At 70.3% G+C, this 18,586-nt stretch carries 19 protein-coding genes; 9 read left to right on the forward strand and 10 right to left on the reverse strand.

The genetic code is table 11. From position 1 onward, the window contains the following. Positions 1 to 27 precede the first annotated feature (27 nt). Positions 28 to 1,059, reverse strand: coding sequence for a phage shock protein operon transcriptional activator (pspF, locus tag ACCD06_RS18530; RefSeq protein WP_413342359.1), 1,032 nt, complete (start codon positions 1,057 to 1,059; stop codon positions 28 to 30). Between the two features lie 178 nt (positions 1,060 to 1,237). Here pspF and ACCD06_RS18535 point away from each other — a divergent pair, with 178 nt between their 5' ends. The 4 genes from ACCD06_RS18535 to pspC all read left to right on the forward strand — a co-directional run bounded on the left by ACCD06_RS18535 (position 1,238) and on the right by pspC (position 2,951). Continuing rightward, a complete protein-coding gene (locus tag ACCD06_RS18535; protein ID WP_169055040.1) occupies positions 1,238 to 1,402 on the forward strand; it encodes a hypothetical protein in 165 nt (54 codons plus the stop codon). 17 nt (positions 1,403 to 1,419) lie between these two features. Further along, positions 1,420 to 2,091 (forward strand): phage shock protein PspA, encoded by a 672-nt coding sequence (pspA, locus tag ACCD06_RS18540; RefSeq protein WP_109073730.1) that lies wholly within the window; start codon positions 1,420 to 1,422, stop codon positions 2,089 to 2,091. An 81-nt stretch (positions 2,092 to 2,172) separates the two neighbouring features. Beyond that, positions 2,173 to 2,400, forward strand: a complete 228-nt coding sequence (pspB, locus tag ACCD06_RS18545; protein WP_149271184.1) for an envelope stress response membrane protein PspB — start codon at positions 2,173 to 2,175, stop codon at positions 2,398 to 2,400. Positions 2,401 to 2,549: 149 nt separating this feature from the next. Further along, a complete protein-coding gene (pspC, locus tag ACCD06_RS18550; protein WP_109073728.1) occupies positions 2,550 to 2,951 on the forward strand; it encodes an envelope stress response membrane protein PspC in 402 nt (133 codons plus the stop codon). A 32-nt stretch (positions 2,952 to 2,983) separates the two neighbouring features. Here pspC and ACCD06_RS18555 read toward each other — a convergent pair whose 3' ends face one another. Then, positions 2,984 to 3,112, reverse strand: coding sequence for a hypothetical protein (locus ACCD06_RS18555; RefSeq protein ID WP_256379242.1), 129 nt, complete (start codon positions 3,110 to 3,112; stop codon positions 2,984 to 2,986). Between the two features lie 281 nt (positions 3,113 to 3,393). Here ACCD06_RS18555 and ACCD06_RS18560 point away from each other — a divergent pair, with 281 nt between their 5' ends. Then, a complete protein-coding gene (locus ACCD06_RS18560; protein WP_413342362.1) occupies positions 3,394 to 3,960 on the forward strand; it encodes an MAPEG family protein in 567 nt (188 codons plus the stop codon). Here ACCD06_RS18560 and ACCD06_RS18565 read toward each other — a convergent pair. Both ACCD06_RS18565 and ACCD06_RS18570 read right to left on the reverse strand, forming a co-directional pair. Continuing rightward, the gene (locus ACCD06_RS18565) at positions 3,899 to 4,849 is read right to left on the reverse strand and encodes a glycosyltransferase family 2 protein (protein ID WP_109073726.1); all 951 of its coding nucleotides are present in this window, start codon (positions 4,847 to 4,849) and stop codon (positions 3,899 to 3,901) included. The genes ACCD06_RS18560 and ACCD06_RS18565 overlap by 62 nt on opposite strands. Next, positions 4,846 to 6,270, reverse strand: coding sequence for a hypothetical protein (locus ACCD06_RS18570; RefSeq protein ID WP_413342365.1), 1,425 nt, complete (start codon positions 6,268 to 6,270; stop codon positions 4,846 to 4,848). Before ACCD06_RS18570 ends, ACCD06_RS18565 begins: the two co-directional genes overlap by 4 nt. 353 nt (positions 6,271 to 6,623) lie before the next feature. On the opposite strand from ACCD06_RS18570, the gene ACCD06_RS18575 reads away from it, so the two are divergent. Further along, positions 6,624 to 8,471, forward strand: coding sequence for a right-handed parallel beta-helix repeat-containing protein (locus tag ACCD06_RS18575; RefSeq protein ID WP_413342367.1), 1,848 nt, complete (start codon positions 6,624 to 6,626; stop codon positions 8,469 to 8,471). Between the two features lie 172 nt (positions 8,472 to 8,643). Here ACCD06_RS18575 and ACCD06_RS18580 read toward each other — a convergent pair whose 3' ends face one another. The 3 genes from ACCD06_RS18580 to hemC are packed head-to-tail and all read right to left on the reverse strand — an operon-like array spanning position 8,644 to position 13,608. Continuing rightward, the gene (locus ACCD06_RS18580) at positions 8,644 to 9,993 is read right to left on the reverse strand and encodes a heme biosynthesis protein HemY (RefSeq protein ID WP_252136835.1); all 1,350 of its coding nucleotides are present in this window, start codon (positions 9,991 to 9,993) and stop codon (positions 8,644 to 8,646) included. Continuing rightward, a complete protein-coding gene (locus tag ACCD06_RS18585; RefSeq protein ID WP_413342369.1) occupies positions 9,990 to 12,644 on the reverse strand; it encodes a uroporphyrinogen-III synthase in 2,655 nt (884 codons plus the stop codon). Before ACCD06_RS18585 ends, ACCD06_RS18580 begins: the two co-directional genes overlap by 4 nt. A gap of 25 nt (positions 12,645 to 12,669) precedes the next feature. Further along, positions 12,670 to 13,608 (reverse strand): hydroxymethylbilane synthase, encoded by a 939-nt coding sequence (hemC, locus tag ACCD06_RS18590; RefSeq protein ID WP_413342371.1) that lies wholly within the window; start codon positions 13,606 to 13,608, stop codon positions 12,670 to 12,672. A gap of 158 nt (positions 13,609 to 13,766) precedes the next feature. Between hemC and tsaD the strand changes: the two genes are divergently transcribed. Beyond that, the gene (gene tsaD / locus ACCD06_RS18595) at positions 13,767 to 14,840 is read left to right on the forward strand and encodes a tRNA (adenosine(37)-N6)-threonylcarbamoyltransferase complex transferase subunit TsaD (protein WP_413342373.1); all 1,074 of its coding nucleotides are present in this window, start codon (positions 13,767 to 13,769) and stop codon (positions 14,838 to 14,840) included. 229 nt (positions 14,841 to 15,069) lie between these two features. Further along, positions 15,070 to 16,089 (forward strand): NAD(P)H-dependent glycerol-3-phosphate dehydrogenase, encoded by a 1,020-nt coding sequence (locus tag ACCD06_RS18600; protein ID WP_413342375.1) that lies wholly within the window; start codon positions 15,070 to 15,072, stop codon positions 16,087 to 16,089. A 6-nt stretch (positions 16,090 to 16,095) separates the two neighbouring features. Here ACCD06_RS18600 and ACCD06_RS18605 read toward each other — a convergent pair whose 3' ends face one another. Continuing rightward, the gene (locus ACCD06_RS18605; RefSeq protein ID WP_413342377.1) at positions 16,096 to 16,968 is read right to left on the reverse strand and encodes a LytTR family DNA-binding domain-containing protein; all 873 of its coding nucleotides are present in this window, start codon (positions 16,966 to 16,968) and stop codon (positions 16,096 to 16,098) included. A 26-nt stretch (positions 16,969 to 16,994) separates the two neighbouring features. Here ACCD06_RS18605 and ACCD06_RS18610 point away from each other — a divergent pair, with 26 nt between their 5' ends. Continuing rightward, positions 16,995 to 17,399 carry a DUF2141 domain-containing protein gene (locus tag ACCD06_RS18610; protein ID WP_413342379.1) on the forward strand — a complete coding sequence of 135 codons (405 nt, stop codon included), beginning with the start codon at positions 16,995 to 16,997 and terminating at the stop codon, positions 17,397 to 17,399. A gap of 9 nt (positions 17,400 to 17,408) precedes the next feature. Here the strand turns inward: ACCD06_RS18610 and ACCD06_RS18615 are convergent, their stop codons facing one another. Beyond that, positions 17,409 to 18,104: a helix-turn-helix transcriptional regulator gene (locus ACCD06_RS18615; RefSeq protein WP_109073716.1), complete on the reverse strand. Its 696-nt coding sequence runs from the start codon at positions 18,102 to 18,104 to the stop codon at positions 17,409 to 17,411. Between the two features lie 23 nt (positions 18,105 to 18,127). Then, positions 18,128 to 18,505 carry a VOC family protein gene (locus ACCD06_RS18620; RefSeq protein WP_413342382.1) on the reverse strand — a complete coding sequence of 126 codons (378 nt, stop codon included), beginning with the start codon at positions 18,503 to 18,505 and terminating at the stop codon, positions 18,128 to 18,130. Positions 18,506 to 18,586 lie beyond the last annotated feature (81 nt).

Consider the following 18,586-nt stretch of genomic DNA (forward strand, 5'->3'; position numbering starts at 1 on the left):
ACGGGACACCCGCAATCCGGGGACGGCCTAAGGTCGCAGAGGGGCGGGCGGGATCAGCCCGTGCTTCTTCAGCATGCCGCGCAGCTGGTGGTAGCCCAACCCCAGCGCCTCCGCGGTCTGGCGCTGGTTGAAGCGGTTGCGCTCCAGCGCCTCGCGCAGTCTGGCGGCCTCGAAGGCGCGGACCTGATCGAGGATGCCGCCGTCGAAGATGGGGGCGGGAGCCTGCGCCGGGACAGGTGCCGCCTCCTGCCGCGCCGCCGGCGCCGTGGCCCAAGCGGCTATGGGGCGCCAGGGCGATTCGAAAGGGTCGAGGATGATGTGGTCGAGTGGCTCGTCGGGATCGGCGGCGGCGACGGAGCGCTCCACCGCGTTGCGCAGTTCGCGCACGTTGCCGGGCCACTCATGGCCGCGCAGCCGGTCCAGCGCGGCGGCGGTGAAGCCGGGGAACAGCGGGCGCCGCAGCTCGCGCACCATGCCCAGCGCGAAATGCTCGGCCAGCGGCGGGATGTCGTCGGGACGGGCGCGCAGCGGCGGCAGGGTCACCACGTCGAAGGCCAGCCGGTCCAGCAGGTCGGCGCGGAAGCGGCCGGCGGCGGCCAGCGCCGGCAGGTCGGCGTTGGTGGCGCCGACCACCCGGACATCGACGGTGGCGGTGCGGCCGCCGACCCGCTCGATCTCGCCATACTCGACGGCGCGCAGCAGCTTCTCCTGAACGGCGGGGGAGGCGGTGGCGATCTCGTCCAGGAACAGGGTGCCGCCGTCGGCCTGCTCGATCCGGCCGATCTGCCGGCGGGTGGCGCCGGTGAAGGCTCCGGCCTCATGGCCGAACAGCTCCGAATCGAGCAGCGACTCCGGCAGGGCCGCGCAGTTCACCTTGACGAAGGGGCGGTCCCACCGCTGCGACAGGTAGTGCAGGCGGGCGGCGATCAGCTCCTTGCCGGTGCCGCGCTCGCCGATCACCAGCACCGGCCGCTCCAGCGGCGCCACCCGCGACACATGCGCCAGCGCCGCCAGGAAGGCCGGCGATTCGCCGAGCAGGGAGGGGGGAGTGATGGTCATTGTGATTTTCACCACTGTTTCGCCGGATTGGCGATTGTATCGTCGTGTAAACGAAGCGGCAATCCGGGGCATGCAGGGGCGTAAGCTTGGCAAGTCCAGGCTTTCCAACGGTTTGGCGCCGATCCGTCGGAATTGGCACGACGGTTGCAATACCGGTGGCATGGCAAGGAGGTCATCCATGAGCGACTTCAGCGATTTCCGCCGCCGCTATGGCGGTGACCGCTTCAACACCACGCAGGGCCGCCCGCTGGCGCGCCGCGTGCGCAACTATCTCGCCACCCGGCCGGCGGAAAGCTGGCTGTTCTTCTTCGCCGGCATCGTCGCCGGCGCCATCCTCGGCTGATTCACGGGACATCCATCATGAGCATCTTTTCGCGCCTGACCGACATCGTGCAGTCGAACCTGAACTCCCTGCTCGACCGCGCCGAGGAGCCGGAGAAGCTGATCCGCCTGATCATCCAGGAGATGGAGGACACGCTGGTCGAGGTGCGCTCCTCCACCGTCAAGATCATCGCGGAGAAGAAGGAGATCGAACGCCGCGTCGCCGACCTCCACCGCGAGCGCGACGAGTGGGACCGCAAGGCCGAGGTGGCGCTGACCCGCGACCGCGAGGATCTGGCCAAGGGCGCGCTGATGGCGAAGTCCAAGGTCGCCGAGCAGGCCGACGCGCTGGCCGAACAGCTGGTGCAGGTCGAGGCCGCGCTGTCCAAGGCCAATGAGGACATCAGCCGCCTGCAGGCCAAGCTGACCGACGCCAAGACCCGCGAGAAGGCGCTGGTCGCCCGCACCCAGACGGCCAGCAACCGGGTCAAGGTCCGCACCGTCCTGCACGACGAGCGCATCAACGACGCCCTGTCGCGCTTCGAGCAGGTCGAGCGTAACCTTGACGAGATGGAGGGCCGGGTCGAGGCCTATGACGTCGGCCGCAGCAAGAGCCTGACCGAGGAGATCGCCGAGCTTGAGGCGACCCACAAGGTCGAGGAGGATCTGGCCGCGCTGAAGGCCCGCATCGCCGCCCGCCGCAACGGCTGACGGCGGATCGGACCCGGCTGCCGGGGTGGGGCGGTGACGCCCCGCCCGCTCTTCTCACGACAATAAGAAGGCCCGACGACCATGGGGTTCCTGGGTTTCGTCCTCGCGGTGCTGTTCATGGTGGTGGTGGCGCCGGTCTGGATCGTCTTCCACTACATCACCAAATGGCGCTCCCAGCGCGGGCTCACCGCGCAGGACGAACGGCTTCTGGCCGAATTGTGGGAGATCTCCAACCGGCTGGAGGCCCGCGTCCACTCGCTGGAGCGCGTGCTGGATACCGAGGCGCCGAACTGGCGCAACAAGGTGTGACGGCTGTTTGCAGGCGGGAACGCGCGTTTTCAGGCGGTGTCCTCCCCGCGAAGGCGGGGATCCAGCCTTCGCCATAAGTGTCGTTCCGCCAAATCCGGATCCCCGTCTTCGCGGGGATGACGCAAGCCATTCAATAATTGGGAGGAGTCATGGACCGCGCGTCCCCCTACGACTCGCCGAATCCGCACCGCCTCTATCGCGATCCGCAGCGCGGGGTGCTGGGCGGGGTGTGCACGGGTGTTGCCGATTATTTCGGCGTGCAGCCGGCCGTCGTCCGGCTGGCGATGCTGTTCGCCCTGTTCTTCTTTTCGGTGCCGCTGGTGATCGCCTATGTCATCGCGCTGTTGGTGCTGCCGGTGCGTCCGGCGCAGCTGTATCGCGATGCCGAGGAAGAGGCCTTCTGGCGGACGGTGTCGACCAAGCCCGACCGGACGCTCGCCGGTCTGACCCAGCGCTTCCGCGACATGGAGAAGCGGATCGTCGGAATGGAGGCCTATGTCGCCTCGAAGGAATTCGAACTGAACCGCGCGATCCGCGATCTGGATCGCTGATCCCCGACCGTAAAGGCCGGGGGCCGGTGTCGTCAGCGCCGCTGGCGGCGCCGGTCGCGGACGCGGATCGGGATCGGTTTCGGTGTGGGCATCGTGGCGATCAGACCGGCCAACGCCGCAGCCGTCGCCACCGCACCACCGAGCAGAACGAGATCCATCATAGGCCCTCCACCATCGAGATCCCCGTGTTCACCCACATGGTGAAGCACTTGGTTAGAACATGGTAGCGAAAAGAGAGACTGACAACATCTCTCCCATCGGGGCAGCCCCCCAGTAGACGCCGTCGAACATGGCGTCATGGGACACCCTCCGCGTCGCCCGGGCCTTGATCCAAATCACGAGCCGGGCCGTTATTGGTCGAAGGAACAGGGTGCGGTCCTTTCCAGATGGGAAGGGGCCGGCCCTTTGTCGAATCCCCGGCCTTTGACGGAGCACCGCCCCGATGTCCGATACCAGTCTTCGCCAAAGCGCCCCCCGCCGGCGCAAGTCCCTGGTGCTCCGTGCCCTGATGCTGAACGGGGCGTCGGCGGTGGTGACGGTGCTGCTGTTCGTCCTGCTGCTGTCGCTGGTGGCGCCGCCGATGGGCGTCAATGCGCCGGGCGCGCGGATGGCGCTGTGGGCGCGGCTGATGGTCTGGCCGGCGCTGGTCCTGTTCGGCATGGTCGTCGGCGTGATGGCGATGCGCGGCCGCACCCAGGCCTTCAACCCCATCGAGGATCCCGAATCGCGTGGTCAACGCGTCGCCCAGCGGGTGCTCGCCAACAGCGTGGAGCAGACCGCCATCTTCGTCCCGGCGCTGGCCGCCCTGGTCGCCACCCTGCCGCAGCCCTCGCTGGGGGCGGCGGTGGCGGCGACCGCGCTGTTCGTGCTGGGCCGGCTGCTGTTCTGGGCGGGCTATCTGGTGCATCCCTTCGCCCGCGCACCGGGCATGGCGATGACGCTGACCGTCAATCTGATCGTGCTGGGCTGGGCCGTTCTGCTGCAATTGGGCGGGATGCAGCCCGGCTGACGGGCTTCTCGGCAGGTGGGGCACTGGCGGGGGCCGCCGTCTTCGCCAGATGCATCCAGCGGCGGTAGGCCTCGGCGCTCACCGGCGCGCGGTGCTTCAGGCCGATGCGCAGGATCTGCGGCAGGGCCAGCAGCACCTTCAGGTCGGTCATCCGCGGGCCGTGGCGCAGGTTCTTCCAGCTGTTGCCGGCCCAGGATCGCGCCAGCCGCCACGCCATCAGCGAGGACGGGCAGCGCGCCACCTCGCGGATCAGGTCGTTGCGGTGGTTGTAGAAGCGCTCCATCCCCGGCTTGCGGCCCTTCTCGCTCTTGTCGTGGTAGACCATGACGTCGGGCAAGGCGACGACGCGATAGCCGGCGCCGACCAGCCGCAGGCAGCGGTCCTTCTCCTCCCCCTGGCGGTAGAGTTCGGGCATGTAGAGGCCGACCTGTTCGACGGCGCTGCGCCGCAGCAGATGGCCGCAGCCGACATACCAGGGCACATCGAAGGGGGCGGCACCCTTGGGGAAATAGACCAGCCCGTCGCGCGTCTCGATGTTGCAGGCGACGGCGGCGACCTCCGGGTTCTCTTCCAGATAGGCGACACAGCGGGCCAGCCCGTCCGGATCCTCGAACCAGCTGTCGTCGTCCACCGACAGGATGCAGTCGCCGGTGGTGTTCACGAAACCGAAGTTGCGGGCCAGGATCAGCCCGCCATTGTGCGGCTGGCGGACATAGCGGACGGTCGGGAACTCCGCCCGCATCATCGCGCCGGTGCCGTCGCTGGAGCCGTCGTCGATGACGATGATCTCCATCGGCGGGGTGGTCTGGTTCATCAGCCGGGTCAGCGCGATGCGCAGTTCCGGCCCGCGGTTGTAGGTGGCGATGACGGCGCTGACGGTCAGCGTCATGACGGCTCCCTTCTGGCGAGATTGGGCCGGACAAGATTGGGTGGCGCCACCACCGGGCGCATCGGGTCGTCGTCCAGGATTCCCCAGGCGCGGAGCGCGCGGGTCAGCCCGATCCACAGCAGGATCGGCAGCAGCGAGAAGAAGCCGAACTTCACGATGGTGATGTTGCCGTCGCGGAACCACTGCAGGCACAGCGGCAGGAAGGCGCAATAGAACAGCACGGCGTAGCGGTTGCGGAAGCCGCTGGTCCAGAACCAGCGGTGCATGCGGCCCAGGATCAGGCCGACCACCACCATGGTGACGATCATGCCGATCCAGCCGGCGCTCATCCAGCCGTCGCCGGGCAGCGAGGTGGTCAGGTTGTAGAAGACGCCGTAGTCGTTCAGGTCCACCCACTTCACCGGCGCGCCGACCGGCTTGCCCGGCCACAGCAGGCGGGGGATCGGTTCGGTGAACAGCTGCAGATACTGGGTGAACCAAGTGTAGGTCGCCGACTGCTTCGGCACCACCCACAGGATGTAGGCGAGGAAGTCGAAGTTCGCCAAATCCTGGCCGGCCAGCGCGTCCAGCGCCCGGCCGCTGCCGCTGCCGCCGTTGAAGCGCAGCAGGACGGAGAACGGGGCGTCGCCGGCCATCACGTCGCGGAAGGCGTCGCGGTTGTTGCCCAGCACGGTGAACAGGCCCATCACCGGGATTGCGGCCAGCACATGCCACAGCCGGAACCAGCGCGTGCGGGTGCGGTACAGCATCAGCAGCACCAGCCCCAGGATGCCCATGATGATCGCCCAGCGTCCCCAGCCCAGATAGGCGCGGTAGGCGACGAAGCCGGCGAAGGGGATGAAGGACAGCGGGTGGAAGCGGCAGACCCAGATCAGCCCCAGCGTCAACGGCAGACCCATCGAATGGGCCTCCGCGATGTAGCCGGTGGTGTTGGTGTAGATCGGCTGGCCGGTCAGCGGATCGCGCTCCATCTGCACGTCGCCGGTGCCGTCGAAGCTGGCGCCGCCCTGACGCTGGATCGCCGAATAGATGGCGAGCGGACCCAGCAGCAGGGCGGTGGTCAGGAAGGCCACGATGTCGACGCGGTCGAAGGAGAAGGCCGGTGCCGGCTCGCCATTCGGGGTCCAGTCCGGCTTGATCAGGCCGGCCCACATGCAGGCGGCGGCGAAGGCGATCAGCCCCACCGAACTGACCACCAGGGTCATGACGAACTGCTGCTCGTTCGGCCAGAAGCCCATGAACAGCCAGACATCGTCGAAATTCTGGGTGTGGACCAGGATCGGCCGCATGACGAAGACCAGGGCGTGGAAGATCAGGTACAGCGTCAGCGGATGGAACATCGATGCGCTGCCGGAGCTGAGGAACACCACGGTTACCAGCACCAGCACCAGGACCTGCGCGATCAGCGCCATTTCGATCATCGGCAAACAGTCCCCGGTAATTAGGCTCCGCCTGATGACGGACGCGACCCGCGGGCAAGCGGGTACGACCGGCCGGTCAGGCTAGGATGAAAAGCCAGCCTATACGCCCCGTCCCGGTCGGGCAGGTGTGCAGAGGGCGTGGCCCCTTCGCACCCGCACACCCCCTTCGCGCTTTTGCCGGTTGCTGTGGGGTTGGGTCAGTCTCCCCCCTTCGGCGGCCTCGCCGCTGTCTTGGAGGAGGTTCTCCCATGTTCCGTTCCCAACCTCGCCTTCGGAGTGGAGCGGCCCAAATCCTGCCTCGGATTTTGCTGACATCTGCGTTTCTGCTGACCGCTGCCGGATGGGGGCCGGCGGTGGCAGCCCAGACCACATCCACCGAGACGACCTTCTATGTGTCGCCGACCGGCAACGACCGCTGGTCGGGACGCCTGTCCCAGCCGTCGGCGGACGGGCGCGACGGCCCCTTCGCCACCCCGGCCCGTGCGCTGGCCGCCGCCAAGGGAAGCGGCCCGGCCACCGTGCGGCTGCATGGCGGGACCTATCGGCTGACGGCGCCGCTGGTGGTGGATGCCTCGCTGCCGGGGCTGCGGCTGACCGCGGTGGAGGGGGAGCAACCGGTGCTGTCGGGGGGCGAGGTGGTGGGCGGCGCCCAGCTGGCGAACGGCCTGCTGTCGGCGCCGCTGGCGCGCGATCCGGGGCTGGATGTCTCGATCGGCGGCCCCGGTGAAAGGTTGCGCCTGGACGCCGCGCGCAGCGGCGACGTCACGCCCGGCGACCCGCGCAGCGGCTGGTTCCCGGTCAAGGCGGTGCAGTCCGATCCCAAAAGTCCGGGGAGCAAGCGGCAGATGCGGCTGCCCCCCGGCGTGCTGAAGGCCGGCTGGGCCGGGCCGGGGGTGCGGGCGCAGGCGCTCGACCGCGAACGGCTGTCCGATGACCTGCTGGGCGTAGCGTCCGCCGATCCGAACGGTCTGCTGACCCTTGGCGGCGATGGGCAGTATCCTTACCGCGACGGCTCGACCGTACGGCTGCTCGGCCATCCCGATTTCCTGACGCGGCCGGGCGAATTCGCCTGGGACGCCAAGGCCAAGCGTCTGCTGGTCAAGCCGCCGACCGGGCTGAACAGCGCCGGGGCGGAGCTGGTGGTGGCGCGGCAGCCGGTGCTGCTGCGGCTGGACAATGCGCGCAACGTGGCGGTGGAGGGGCTGACCTTCACCGATGTGCCGTGGGACGGCAACGCCGTGCTGGTGAAGGGCGGCAGCGGCGCGCGGATCGCCGGCAACCGCTTCGTGCTGGTCGGCACCGCGGTGATGCTTGATGGCGCCAGCCGCAGCGAGGTGTCGGGCAACCGGATGGAGCATCTTGGCCGCTCCGGCGTGGTGCTGGCGCCGGGCAGCAGCGACAACCGCATCCTCGCCAACCGCATCAGCGACATCGGCGAGGTCCGCTTCTTCAGCGGCGGCGTGATGGGGGCCGGCATCCGCAACACGCTGATCGCCCACAACGACATCCGCCGGTCGGCCCGTTACGGCATCTCGATCAAGAACTGGAACCCGCAGACGGTGAACAGCGACAACACCATCGAGTTCAACCGCATCCGCGACACCTCGCGCCAGACCGCCGACGCTGGCGCCATCGAAATGCTGGGCCGCAGCGGCAACGACACCCGCAGCATCATCCGCTTCAACGACATCCGCGACACCGGCGGCCTCGCCACCGATGCGCAGGGGCGCTGGCTGGCCCGCTACAAGGGGTTCGGCATCTATCTGGACGACATGACCAGCGGCGTGACGGTGCAGGGAAACCTGCTGGAGAACACCGGCATGGCGGCGATCTTCCTGCATGGCGGCGACAACAACCGGGTGTCGGACAACATCACGGTGATGAACGACGGCAAGGACCGCTTCCTGCGGCTGGAATGGGTGCCCAGCGCCGGCCCGGCCGGCCGGATGCATGGCAATGTCGCCGACGGCAACGTGGTGGCCGGCCCGTCGGCGAAGGAGCAGGTCGTCAACAGCCTGTCCGGCGGCGAGTACCGGGTCGAGAACACGCAGCTGGAAAACGCGGCGCCCACGGCGGAGGCCGCCGGTGTGGCCAGCGCCACCAGGGCCGCGAATGCACCGGCCGGGGGGCGCCTGCTCGACCGCCTGCTGGCGAAGAAGGAACTGCCTCTCGACCGCGTCGGACCGGAGGGGATGCGGTAATAAAAAACCCTCTCCCGCCCCGGGAGAGGGGAGGGACCCAAGCGAAGCTTGGGAGGGGTGAGGGGTGGGACAAGGATCGAGAATCCATGTCCACATCGCCCCTCAACCTCCCGCCTGCGGCGGGCCCCTCCCTCTCCCGGGTCGGGAGAGGGGGATTTTCAGCGCGTCATCCTCACGCCGTGGCCGGACGGGCCAGCGCCGGGGGGATGTCGGTCGGTTCCATCAGCGGGACGGCGACCGTCGGGGCCTTCCAGGTCAGCGTGTCGAAGGCGCCGCAATGGCCGCACAGGCCGCCCCAGTTGTGGCTGACCGCCCCGCAGGAGCTGCAGGTCCACACCGGATCCTCCGGCGCGTTGGCGGCCTTGGCCAGCCAGTCCTTCGCCGCATCCTCGTCGTGGCGCTCGCCGCGGTCCAGCTCGGCCATCAGGCGGTAGGTGCGGCGGGTCGGGCCGATCTCCATGGCGCGGTTCAGGTGCTGGCGCGCCTCGCCCCACAGCTGGGCGTCGATGGCGGCGCGGGCGACGGCGAGGTGCGATTCGGCCGAGTCCGGGGACTGACGCACCAGCTTCTGGAACAGCCGGACGCGGGTCAGCGGGTCGTAGCTGGAGACGATCGACCGGTAGATGTCGGCCAGCTCCGGATGCGGCGAGTGGCGCCATGCCCGCTCCACCACCTTGGCGGCCGGCTTCAGCCGGTCGGCGGCGAGTTGCAGGCGGGCCAGACGGACGGCGGCGGGGACGAAGCCCGGCATCATGTCGTGCGCCGCCTGGGCGTGCGACAGGGCGGCGTCGGCCCGGCCGCGGCGCTCCGCCTCGAAGCTGCGCTCCAGCAGCAGGACGGCGCGGTGGCGGCGGCCCTCGTCGGTCGGGATGGCCCCGGCCTGGATCGCCTGCTGCAAGGTGCCTTCGGCGGCAGCCCAATCGCCGGCCTGCGCCTCCAGGTCATAGAGCGTGCCGAGCAGCCAGGGCGTGTTGGGCTGCAGCCCGCGTGCCTTGCGGGCCAGCGTCAGCGCCTCCACCCGGTCGCCCGACTTGATCGCCTGGGTCAACAGCCCGCGCATGCCGAGGAAGGCCGTCTCCGGCCGCTCCAGCATGGCGGTGAAATACTCCCTGGCGGCGCGCTCGTCGCCCTGCAGCTGGGCGGCCTGGGCCGACAGCAGCATGGTCAGCGGCGGCTCGTTCAGCAGCCCGTCGGCCTTGCGCGCCATCTTGCGCGCGGTCTGCGCGTCGCCGGCGGCGATGGCGACCATGCCCTGGGTCAGGGCGCGGTAACCACGCTCGCGGCGGCGGACCCGGCTGTGGCGGCGGATGCGGTACGGCGTGCGGATCAGCCCACGGATCAGGCGATAGCCCAGCGCCGCGATGCCCAGCGCCACGATCGTGACCAGCAGGGCGACCCAGAAGGGCGCCTCGACGGCGTAGCCCAGCCAATGGACGCTGACGGTGCCGGGACGGTCGGCGAGCCAGATCGCGGCGGCGATGACCACCGCGACCTTCAGAAGGAACCAGAGGGCGCGGATCATTGGGCCGTCCCCTTCCCGCCGGCGGCGGTGGTCATCAGGGCGATGGCGCGGTCGTTCAGCTGGCGCGCGGCCTGATCGGCGGCCAGACGCGCCTTGGCGTCGGCCAGCCACGGGGCGGCGGTCTGCGCGGCCGGACCCTGCAGGGCCGACAGCTCCTCGACCGCCTTGGCGAGGTTGCCCTCGTTCAGAGCGGCCTCGGCGCGGGCGACGATGGCGTTGGCGGTGGTGCCGACCACCCCGCCGCCCTCCTGGCGGACGGTGACCAGGGTGGACAGCTTGCCGACCGCCGTGTCGATCCAGCTCTTGCCCTCGCCGCGGATGTCGGCGCGGACGATCTCGCCGGCCAGCGGCTGGAAGCGGTCGGTCAGCTGGGCGCGGGTCGGGATGCCCTTGGCGGCATAGGGCGCCACGGCGTCCAGCGGCTGGGTTACCCCGGCATCGGAGATGTTGAGGGCGCGGACCGCCTGCAGGTCCTGCTGGAACGGCTGCCCGCCCGACAGGGAGGCGCGCAGCTGCCCGGCGGCCAGCACCAGCGCCTGGGCGGTGGTGGCGGCGTCCTGGCGCTCGCTGACGGCCTGGTTGACGCTGGTGACCTGCTGCTTCAGCTGGTCGACCTCGCTGCGCAGCTCCTGCGCCGCTTGGCTGTTGCCCGAGACGGCGGAAACCTTCTGCTCGAGCGCGGCGATGCGGTCGGCCAGCGCCTTCTGGGCGTCGGCGGCGCCGGTGTCGGGCGTGGCGGCCGGGCGCTTCTCCAGCGCGTCGATCCGCTGGGTCAGGGCGGAGAGGTCGGCACCGTTGCCCCCGTTGGCGGCGGCCGGACGCTGCTCCAGCTTGCCGATGCGGTCGGTGAGCTGCTGGATCTGCGCCTTCAGCGCCGGGTCGGCCGGAGCGGAGGCGGTGGAGGAGGCGGACGGTGACGGCCAGCCGGGCAGGGCTGGACCCCACCAGGGCGCCGACAGGGCGGCGGCGCCGACCAGCAATGCTACCACCGACAGGGCGGTGGCGAACCCACTGCCGGAGCGCGGCTCGTCGAGGTAGGACGGGGTCGGGGCGATATTGGGGGCGATGGTCGGACGCGCCGGCTCGGCATCGGCGCTGCGGCTGTAGCCCGCGCTGCCGCTGGTGCCGGACGGCGTCCAGCTGCCGGTGGTGGACTTCGACGTATCGGATTTGGTGGCGTCGGACTTGATACCGTCGTCCTTGGCTTCCTCGGCCTTCTCCGCGTCGCCCTTCGGCGTGTCGGCGAGGCTGTCGGTCGCGCCGATCGGCGTGGCCGGCGGGATCAGGGCGTCGGACGATTGCAGTTCCGTCGCCGCACCGGTGGTCGCGCCGGCCGCCGGGGTGTCGGCGCCGGGGATGGTGTCGGCCGGGGAAGCTGTCGGAACCGGCTCCACCACCGGAGCGGCGTCGACAGTCGTGGCGGTCGTGGCGGCCGGGGTGATGACGGACGCGGCGGAGGCGTCGGTCGGCCGATCCTCGCTGGGGGTGGCCGCGTCCAGGTCGGCGTCGTCCAGCTTGATGCGGTGCTTGGCGGCGGCGGTGCGCAGGTCGGCATGGCGGGCCAGCGGGATCGCGCCGCGCTTCTTCCAACCCTGGACCGTCGTCACCGGGGTGTCCAGCTTGTGGGCCATCGGGCGGATGCCGCCGAAACGTTCGACGATGCGGTCGACCGCCGCATTGCCGGTGCTGGCGCCGTCGCCGTCACGGTCGGTGCCGGGGCGTTCGGGGCCTGGACGAGAGGTCATGGGCTGTACCTTCGGTTCGCTGTTGTTCGTCTTAACGTCACAGCCCCCTGACCGGTCCCCCTCGTCCCCCGTACGGCTGACCCACCCACCCGGACGCACCAGGGGTGTAAGCCGTACGGCCGGACCGCGCCGGGTATATCCGGCGACCGGCAACAGATCGAGCAGGGCGTCCTGCTCCGGCCGCGCCGCCACCCGTACGCTTCGCCACGGCGTCACTCCCTGGTCGCCGTACGCACGGGCAGCCTCCGCGACCGCGGGGCTGAGGCAGAACGCATCGACCGTACGACAACAATCGACCAGCCCCGCCTCGGCGAGCAGCCTAACAAAGGATGCGGCGGTACGGGGAGAGAAAAACAACACGCCGTCGAGCCCGGACGTACGCAAAAATGTCGCGGTCTCGTCCGACAGGGTTAGCGCGGGTACGGCATCGTACATCACGCTGCGCCGCAGCGTGAACCCGGCCGCCCCCAGCAGGCCGGAGAGGTCGCCCGCCACCTTGCTGCCGGCCACATGAAGAAGCGTACCGGCGTATGGATCCCGCAGGGACCGGACACGTTCCGCCAGCGCGTACACGTCGCCGGACGCGCTGTCGACCTGTTCGAAGCCGGCGGCCCGCGCCGCCCGCGCCGTGGCGTCGCCGACGGCGTGCACCGGACAGTCGCGCCGGCTCGTACGTTTGGAGTAGGCGCGTACGCCGTTCGCGCTGGTGAACAGTAGGGCTTGTACGTCGGACAGGTCGGGTTCCGGCCCGTCGAGCCAGACCATCGACAGCATCGGCTCCACCGCCGTGGCGAAGCCTAGCGCCTCCAGCCGCCGGACCAGCGGTTCGGCATCTTCCGCCGGACGCGTCACCAGAAGGCGCGTACGGCGGTCGGCGGAAGAGGATTGAGGCTGCTTTCCCGTCATGCGGAAAACCCGGCCGGGATGGCGGTCAGTGCGGTGCCGCGGCGAAGAAATCGGGCGGCAGTTGCGCCCGGATCTCGGCCCCGGCATCGGCGCCCAGCGACTCGGCCTCGGCGGCCTTGCCGTGGCGTTCCGCCCGGAAGATGATGCGTCCATCGGTCGACAGCACCTTGGCGCGCAAATGCAGGTCGTCGCCGTCCAGCATCGCCAGCGCCGCGATGGGCGTGCGGCAGGAGCCGTCGAGCGCGGCCAGCAGCGCACGCTCCGCCGTGACGCGGACCATGGTCTCCGCACAGTTCAGCGGGGCCAGCAGGGCGCGGGTGGCGTCGTCGGCGCTGCGGATCTCGATGCCGATGGCGCCCTGGGCCACCGCCGGCAGCATGGTTTCCGGTTCCAGCACCGCGCTGATGCGCTCGGTCAGGCCGAGGCGGCGCAGGCCGGCCAGCGCCAGCAGGGTGGCGTCCACCTCGCCCGCGTCCAGCTTGGACAGGCGGGTCTGCACATTGCCGCGCAGCGGGAAGATCTTCAGGTCGGGGCGCAGCTCCAGCACCTGGGCCTGACGGCGCAGGCCGGCGGTGCCGACCACGGCGCCGGCCGGCAGGTCGGCCAGACCGCCGCCGGAGCGGGAGAAGAAGGCGTCGCGCGGGTCCTCGCGCGGCAGCAGGGTGGCGATCTCCAGCCCGTCGGGAAGCTGGGTCGGCACGTCCTTCATCGAATGGACGGCCAGATCGGCGCGGCCGTCGAACAGCGCCTCCTCCAGCTCCTTGGTGAACAGGCCCTTGCCGCCCGCTTCCGCCAGGGTGCGGTCGAGGATGCGGTCGCCGGTGGTCTTGAAGACGACGATCTCGATGGCGCCGGGGGCGGCGAGATGCGGATGGGCGGCGATCAGGCGGTCGCGGGTTTCGTGGGCCTGCGCCAGCGCCAGCGGGCTGCCGCGCGTCCCGATACGGAGCGGGTGGGTCGTCATAGGGCGTGTTCTAGGGGATCCGCGCAGCTTTGCAAGGATTCGTCTGCCCCTCATACATAAGATTGAGACGGATCAAATTTCACACGCCCGCTTTCCCGCACCCGCGGGCGCGCAACTCCATCCTGTACCCGGACGGCCAAGGCGGCTAGTTTGGCGCCATGATCGTTCTTGGAATTGAAACGAGCTGCGACGAGACGGCCGCCGCCGTCGTCACCGACGCGCGCGAAATCCGCGCCGACGTCGTGCTGTCGCAGTTGGACGACCACACGCCCTATGGCGGCGTCGTCCCGGAAATCGCCGCCCGCGCCCATCTGGAACACCTCGACGGGCTGATCCGCCGCGCGATGGCGGAGGCCGGGATCGGCTTCGGCGATCTGGACGCGGTGGCGGCCACCGGCGGGCCGGGGCTGATCGGCGGCGTCATCGTCGGCGTCATGACCGCGAAGGCCATCGCCGCGGCGCGCGGACTGCCCTTCGTCGCCGTCAACCATCTGGAAGGCCACGCGCTGACCGCGCGGCTGACCGACGACGTCGCCTTTCCCTACCTGCTGCTGCTGGTGTCGGGCGGCCATTGCCAGTTGCTGGCGGTGGAGGGGGTCGGGCGCTACCGCCGGCTCGGCACCACCATCGACGACGCGGTCGGCGAGGCGTTCGACAAGACCGCCAAGCTGCTGGGGCTGGGCTATCCCGGCGGGCCGCTGGTGGAGAAGGCGGCGGCGCGCGCCACCAACCCGGCGCGCTTCGAGCTGCCGCGGCCGATGCTGGGCCGTCCGGGCTGCGACTTCTCCTTCTCCGGGCTGAAGACCGCGGTGCGGCGGCATGTGGAGGAGTTGGGGGGTGTGCTGTCGGATGCCGACCGCGACGATCTCGCCGCCGCCTTCCAGGCGACGGTGGCGGAGGTGCTGGCCGACCGCTGCGCCCGCGCCATCCGCCGCTTCAAGGAGGACCATCCGCAGGGCGGCGCCCTGGTGGTCGCCGGCGGTGTCGCCGCCAACAAGGCGATCCGCAGCCGGCTGTCGACGCTGGCGGAGAAGCAGCGCATGCAGTTCGTGGCGCCGCCGCTGCGCCTGTGCACCGACAACGCGGCGATGATCGCCTGGGCCGGGATCGAGCGGTTCCGGCTGGGCGAGAGCGACCCGCTGAATTTCGCCCCCCGTCCGCGCTGGCCGCTGGACCCCACCGCCGCGCCGGTGATCGGGCGCGCAGGCGTGGGTGCGGGGGTGAAGGCGTGAGACGCATCCTTATGTCCCCTCTCCCGCCCGCGAGATCCCCTCTCCCCCCCGGGGAGAGGGTTAGGGTGAGGGGGACGCGCGGCGAGGATCTGCTCGACGTGCGACGCCTATCATCGTTCCATAAATCCACCTTGTGCATCCCCCTCACCCCGACCCTCTCCCCGGGGGGGAGAGGGGGAGTGGGGCGTGATCGCTTTCGTGATCGTTTCGTAAGCGTGAGAGACCTGCCATGAGTGCCGTGCCCCCCTCCCCCCTCAACCGCATCGGGGTCGTCGGCGGCGGCGCCTGGGGAACGGCGCTGGCTTTGGCGGCGTTGCGGGCCGGGCGCGAGACGCTGCTGTGGGCGCGCGAGCCGGCGGTGGTGGAGGCGATGAGCCTCCGTCGCGAGAACCGCGATTACCTGCCCGGCGTGCCGTTGCCCGACGCGCTGCGGGTCACCGGCGATCTGGCCGATCTCGGCGATTGCGACGCGGTGCTGCTGGTTTCGCCGGCCCAGCATGCGCGCAGCGTCACGGCGCGGATGGCGCCGCTGCTGAAGCCGGGGGCGCCGGTCGTCGTCTGCGCCAAGGGGATCGAGCTGGACAGCCACGCGCTGATGAGCGAGGCGGTCGGCGCCGCGCTGCCGGCCGGCAACCCGGTGGCGATCCTGTCCGGCCCGACCTTCGCGGCGGAGGTGGCGCGCGGGCTGCCGACGGCGGTGACGCTGGCCTGTGCGGACGAGGCGCTGGGCAGGGCGCTGGTCACGGCGCTGGGCAGCCACACCTTCCGGCCCTACCGCTCGGACGACGTCATCGGTTCGCAGATCGGCGGGGCGGTCAAGAATGTGCTGGCCATCGCCTGCGGCGTGGTCGAGGGGCGGCGGCTGGGCGACAACGCGCGGGCGGCCCTGATCACCCGCGGTCTGGCCGAGATCACCCGGCTGGCGCTGGCGCTCGGCGGCCGGGTGGAGACGCTGATGGGACTGTCCGGGCTGGGCGACCTGACGCTGACCTGCTCCAGCCTGCAGTCGCGCAACATGTCGCTGGGGGCGGCACTGGGCGCCGGCAAGGCGCTGTCCGAGATCCTGGCCGCGCGGCGGTCGGTGGCGGAGGGCGTCTATACCACCGCCGCGGTGGTCGGGCTGGCGGCGAAGCTGGGCGTCGACATGCCGATCTGCACGGCGGTCGATGCCATCCTGAACCGCGGCGCTGGGCTGGACGAAACCATCGAGGGGCTGCTGTCCCGTCCCTTCCGCGGTGAGGGCGTTTAAGAGCGTTTAGGAGACGGCTTTCTCGGTCCAGCCGGCGGCGCGGACCGAGGGCGCGTGGGTCCGGCTGACCGGAACCAGCAGGCCATTGGTCAGGCGCAGCGACAGCTTGCCGTCCGGCTTGCGCTCCACCGCCGCGACTGCCGATGCTGCGACCCAATAGGAGCGGTGGACCTGCCGGCCGTCGATGCCTGCCAGCTCCGCCACCGCGTCGCGCATCCGCATCAGGATCAGGTCGCTGCCAAGGGCGGTGTGGACGCGGACGTAATGATCCTCCATCTCAAGCGCCAGCAGGTCGCGCCCCAGTCTCGCCGGAATGCGGTCTAGGAAAGGGACGGGACGGTTGGGGGTCGGTTCGCCGCCGGGGATGGAAGCTTGCGGCGGGGCGGGGGGCTGGTGGCCGACGACGCCATGGTCGCGCAGTTCCAGCCACACCGGCAGGGCCGACACCAGCGTGGTGATGACCAGCACATAGCCGTACATCTCGGCCAGCCCGGCGGGGGTGAGGAAATCCTGGGCGCGCAGCCGGCTTTCCAGCAGGGCGACCACCAGCGTCTGCAGGATGCTGACGGTCAGATAGGCCGCAGCCAGCATCAGCGGCCATGTGCGTTCCAGGTTCGGCAGCACGCGGCGGGCGACCAGAATGACCAGTTCGAACATCGACCAGCCGCTGACGATCTGCCCGCCCCAGTAGGCAAGCCGGACGGCGAAACCCATTTCACGGAAGGTGCCGAACGGTCCCAGCAGAGCCAATGCTAGGATGGAGGCCGCGAGCAACGGCAGGCGGCGGCGCAGCACGCGCCGGCCATAGGGAACGGGCGGCGACTGCCAGGGGAGGGCGGGGGATGAGGTTTCGGCGTTGGGTTGCGCGTTGGTCTGCAAGGATGGTCGCCCCAGGAACGGTGACAGTGACGCTGCTGGCGCTGGTCGCCGCTGGTCCGGCCGCCGCGGGGGAGCTTCGCGCAACCGTCCGCAACGTCAAGCCCAATCAGGGCAAGGTGATGGTCGCGCTGTTCGACAGCGCCGAGGCGCAGGCGGCGAAGAGGCCGCGCGCCGGCTATTTCGTCGCGGCGCTGGGGCCGGAGCTGCAGGTGGTCTTCCCCGACCTGCCGGCCGGCCGCTATGGGTTGATCGCCTTCCAGGATTTGGACAACAACGGCGAGCTTGCCACCGGCCTGTTCGGCATCCCCGCCGAACCGCACGGCTTCAGCCGCTCCGCCCGCGGCAGCTTCGGCCCGCCGGGCTTCGACGATTACGCGGTGGCGGTCGGGGCGTCGGGCGTGGCGACGACGGAGATCAGGCTGGTGGAGTGATGTCCGGCCTCACCCGCGCGGGCAACCCTCCTGGCGCCAGCGGGCGAGATAGTCATCCAGGCCGCGGCCGGGGATCTCGTCGAACCGGCGGTCGAGCGCCAGCAGGGTTTCCATACGGTCGATGCGGAAGCTGCGGAACTCCTCGCGCAGCTCGCACCATGCGCCCAGCGTCCAGACGCGGCCCCAGAAGAACAGGCCCAGCGGCTGGACCGCGCGGGCGGAATGGGTGCCGTCCTGCCGCCGGTAGTCGAACAGCACGACCCGCTTGGCGTTGATGGCGCAGCGCAGAACGTCCATCCGCTCGCGCAAGGGGGCGGGGAAGGAGAAGTCGGGGACGAAGACGCGGCTGTCGGCCAGCTCGCGCCGCCGCGCCTCCGGCACCACCGCCTCGACCTTGTCGAGCGCGCGGGCGGCGGCATCGGCCAGACCGCCGCCGACCCAGGCGCGGGCGAGGCGGGCGCCGACCACCAGCGCCTCCACCTCGTCCTGGGTGAACATCAGCGGCGGCAGGTCGTAGCCGTCGCGCAGCAGGTAGCCGACGCCGGCCTCGCCCTCCACCGGCACGCCGGAGGAGGCGAGGTCGCGCATGTCGCGGTAGACGGTGCGCTCCGACACCTCCAGGCAGCGCGCCAACTCGGCAGCCGTCACCAGCCGCCCCTTGCGGAGATGCTGGACGATCTGGAACAGGCGGTCGGCGCGGCGCATGGCGGCGGCTCCGGTCAGACGTGTCAGTGCATCGAATAGAGGCCGACGCGGTTGCCCTCGCTGTCGATGAACTGGGCGAAATAGCCGATCTCGGGGGTGATCAGCGTCTTCGGCACGACGATGGTGGCGCCGGCCTGCTCGGCACGGGCCAGCGGGGCGGACAGGTCTTCGCCGCCGTTCAGGTAGACGGTGGTGCCGTCGGCGCTGGGCTTGCAGGCCTCGTGCTTGATCAGGCAGCCCTTGACGGCGGTGCCCTCGGCCGGGAAGACGGCCATGGTCATGCCGCTGGGGCAGGGTTCCTGGACCATCTTGGCGGCGAAGACGGTCTCGTAGAAGCCGACGGCGCGGGCGAGGTCGGTGACGGGAATCTCGAACCAGGTGACGACGTGCGGGATGTTCATCGGATTGGCTCCTGACAGAAGGGAGTGGGATGTTCGTGGTTCGTGCCGGCACGTCCCCTTGATAGCACACCCCCTCCTGAC

Origin of the sequence: Azospirillum sp. CT11-132 (assembly GCF_047302835.1) — a bacterium.
In the GTDB taxonomy this organism is placed as follows: Bacteria; Pseudomonadota; Alphaproteobacteria; order Azospirillales; family Azospirillaceae; genus Azospirillum.

What these genes read in the sequence shown, in the direction of transcription:
- pspF (WP_413342359.1), bottom strand. Translation starts at nt 1,059, where the DNA reads ATGACCATCACTCCCCCCTCCCTGCTCGGCGAATCGCCGGCCTTCCTG.
- ACCD06_RS18535 (WP_169055040.1), top strand. Translation starts at nt 1,238, where the DNA reads ATGAGCGACTTCAGCGATTTCCGCCGCCGCTATGGCGGTGACCGCTTC.
- pspA (WP_109073730.1), top strand. Translation starts at nt 1,420, where the DNA reads ATGAGCATCTTTTCGCGCCTGACCGACATCGTGCAGTCGAACCTGAAC.
- pspB (WP_149271184.1), top strand. Translation starts at nt 2,173, where the DNA reads ATGGGGTTCCTGGGTTTCGTCCTCGCGGTGCTGTTCATGGTGGTGGTG.
- pspC (WP_109073728.1), top strand. Translation starts at nt 2,550, where the DNA reads ATGGACCGCGCGTCCCCCTACGACTCGCCGAATCCGCACCGCCTCTAT.
- ACCD06_RS18555 (WP_256379242.1), bottom strand. Translation starts at nt 3,112, where the DNA reads ATGATGGATCTCGTTCTGCTCGGTGGTGCGGTGGCGACGGCTGCGGCG.
- ACCD06_RS18560 (WP_413342362.1), top strand. Translation starts at nt 3,394, where the DNA reads ATGTCCGATACCAGTCTTCGCCAAAGCGCCCCCCGCCGGCGCAAGTCC.
- ACCD06_RS18565 (WP_109073726.1), bottom strand. Translation starts at nt 4,849, where the DNA reads ATGACGCTGACCGTCAGCGCCGTCATCGCCACCTACAACCGCGGGCCG.
- ACCD06_RS18570 (WP_413342365.1), bottom strand. Translation starts at nt 6,270, where the DNA reads ATGATCGAAATGGCGCTGATCGCGCAGGTCCTGGTGCTGGTGCTGGTA.
- ACCD06_RS18580 (WP_252136835.1), bottom strand. Translation starts at nt 9,993, where the DNA reads ATGATCCGCGCCCTCTGGTTCCTTCTGAAGGTCGCGGTGGTCATCGCC.
- ACCD06_RS18585 (WP_413342369.1), bottom strand. Translation starts at nt 12,644, where the DNA reads ATGACGGGAAAGCAGCCTCAATCCTCTTCCGCCGACCGCCGTACGCGC.
- hemC (WP_413342371.1), bottom strand. Translation starts at nt 13,608, where the DNA reads ATGACGACCCACCCGCTCCGTATCGGGACGCGCGGCAGCCCGCTGGCG.
- tsaD (WP_413342373.1), top strand. Translation starts at nt 13,767, where the DNA reads ATGATCGTTCTTGGAATTGAAACGAGCTGCGACGAGACGGCCGCCGCC.
- ACCD06_RS18600 (WP_413342375.1), top strand. Translation starts at nt 15,070, where the DNA reads ATGAGTGCCGTGCCCCCCTCCCCCCTCAACCGCATCGGGGTCGTCGGC.
- ACCD06_RS18615 (WP_109073716.1), bottom strand. Translation starts at nt 18,104, where the DNA reads ATGCGCCGCGCCGACCGCCTGTTCCAGATCGTCCAGCATCTCCGCAAG.
- ACCD06_RS18620 (WP_413342382.1), bottom strand. Translation starts at nt 18,505, where the DNA reads ATGAACATCCCGCACGTCGTCACCTGGTTCGAGATTCCCGTCACCGAC.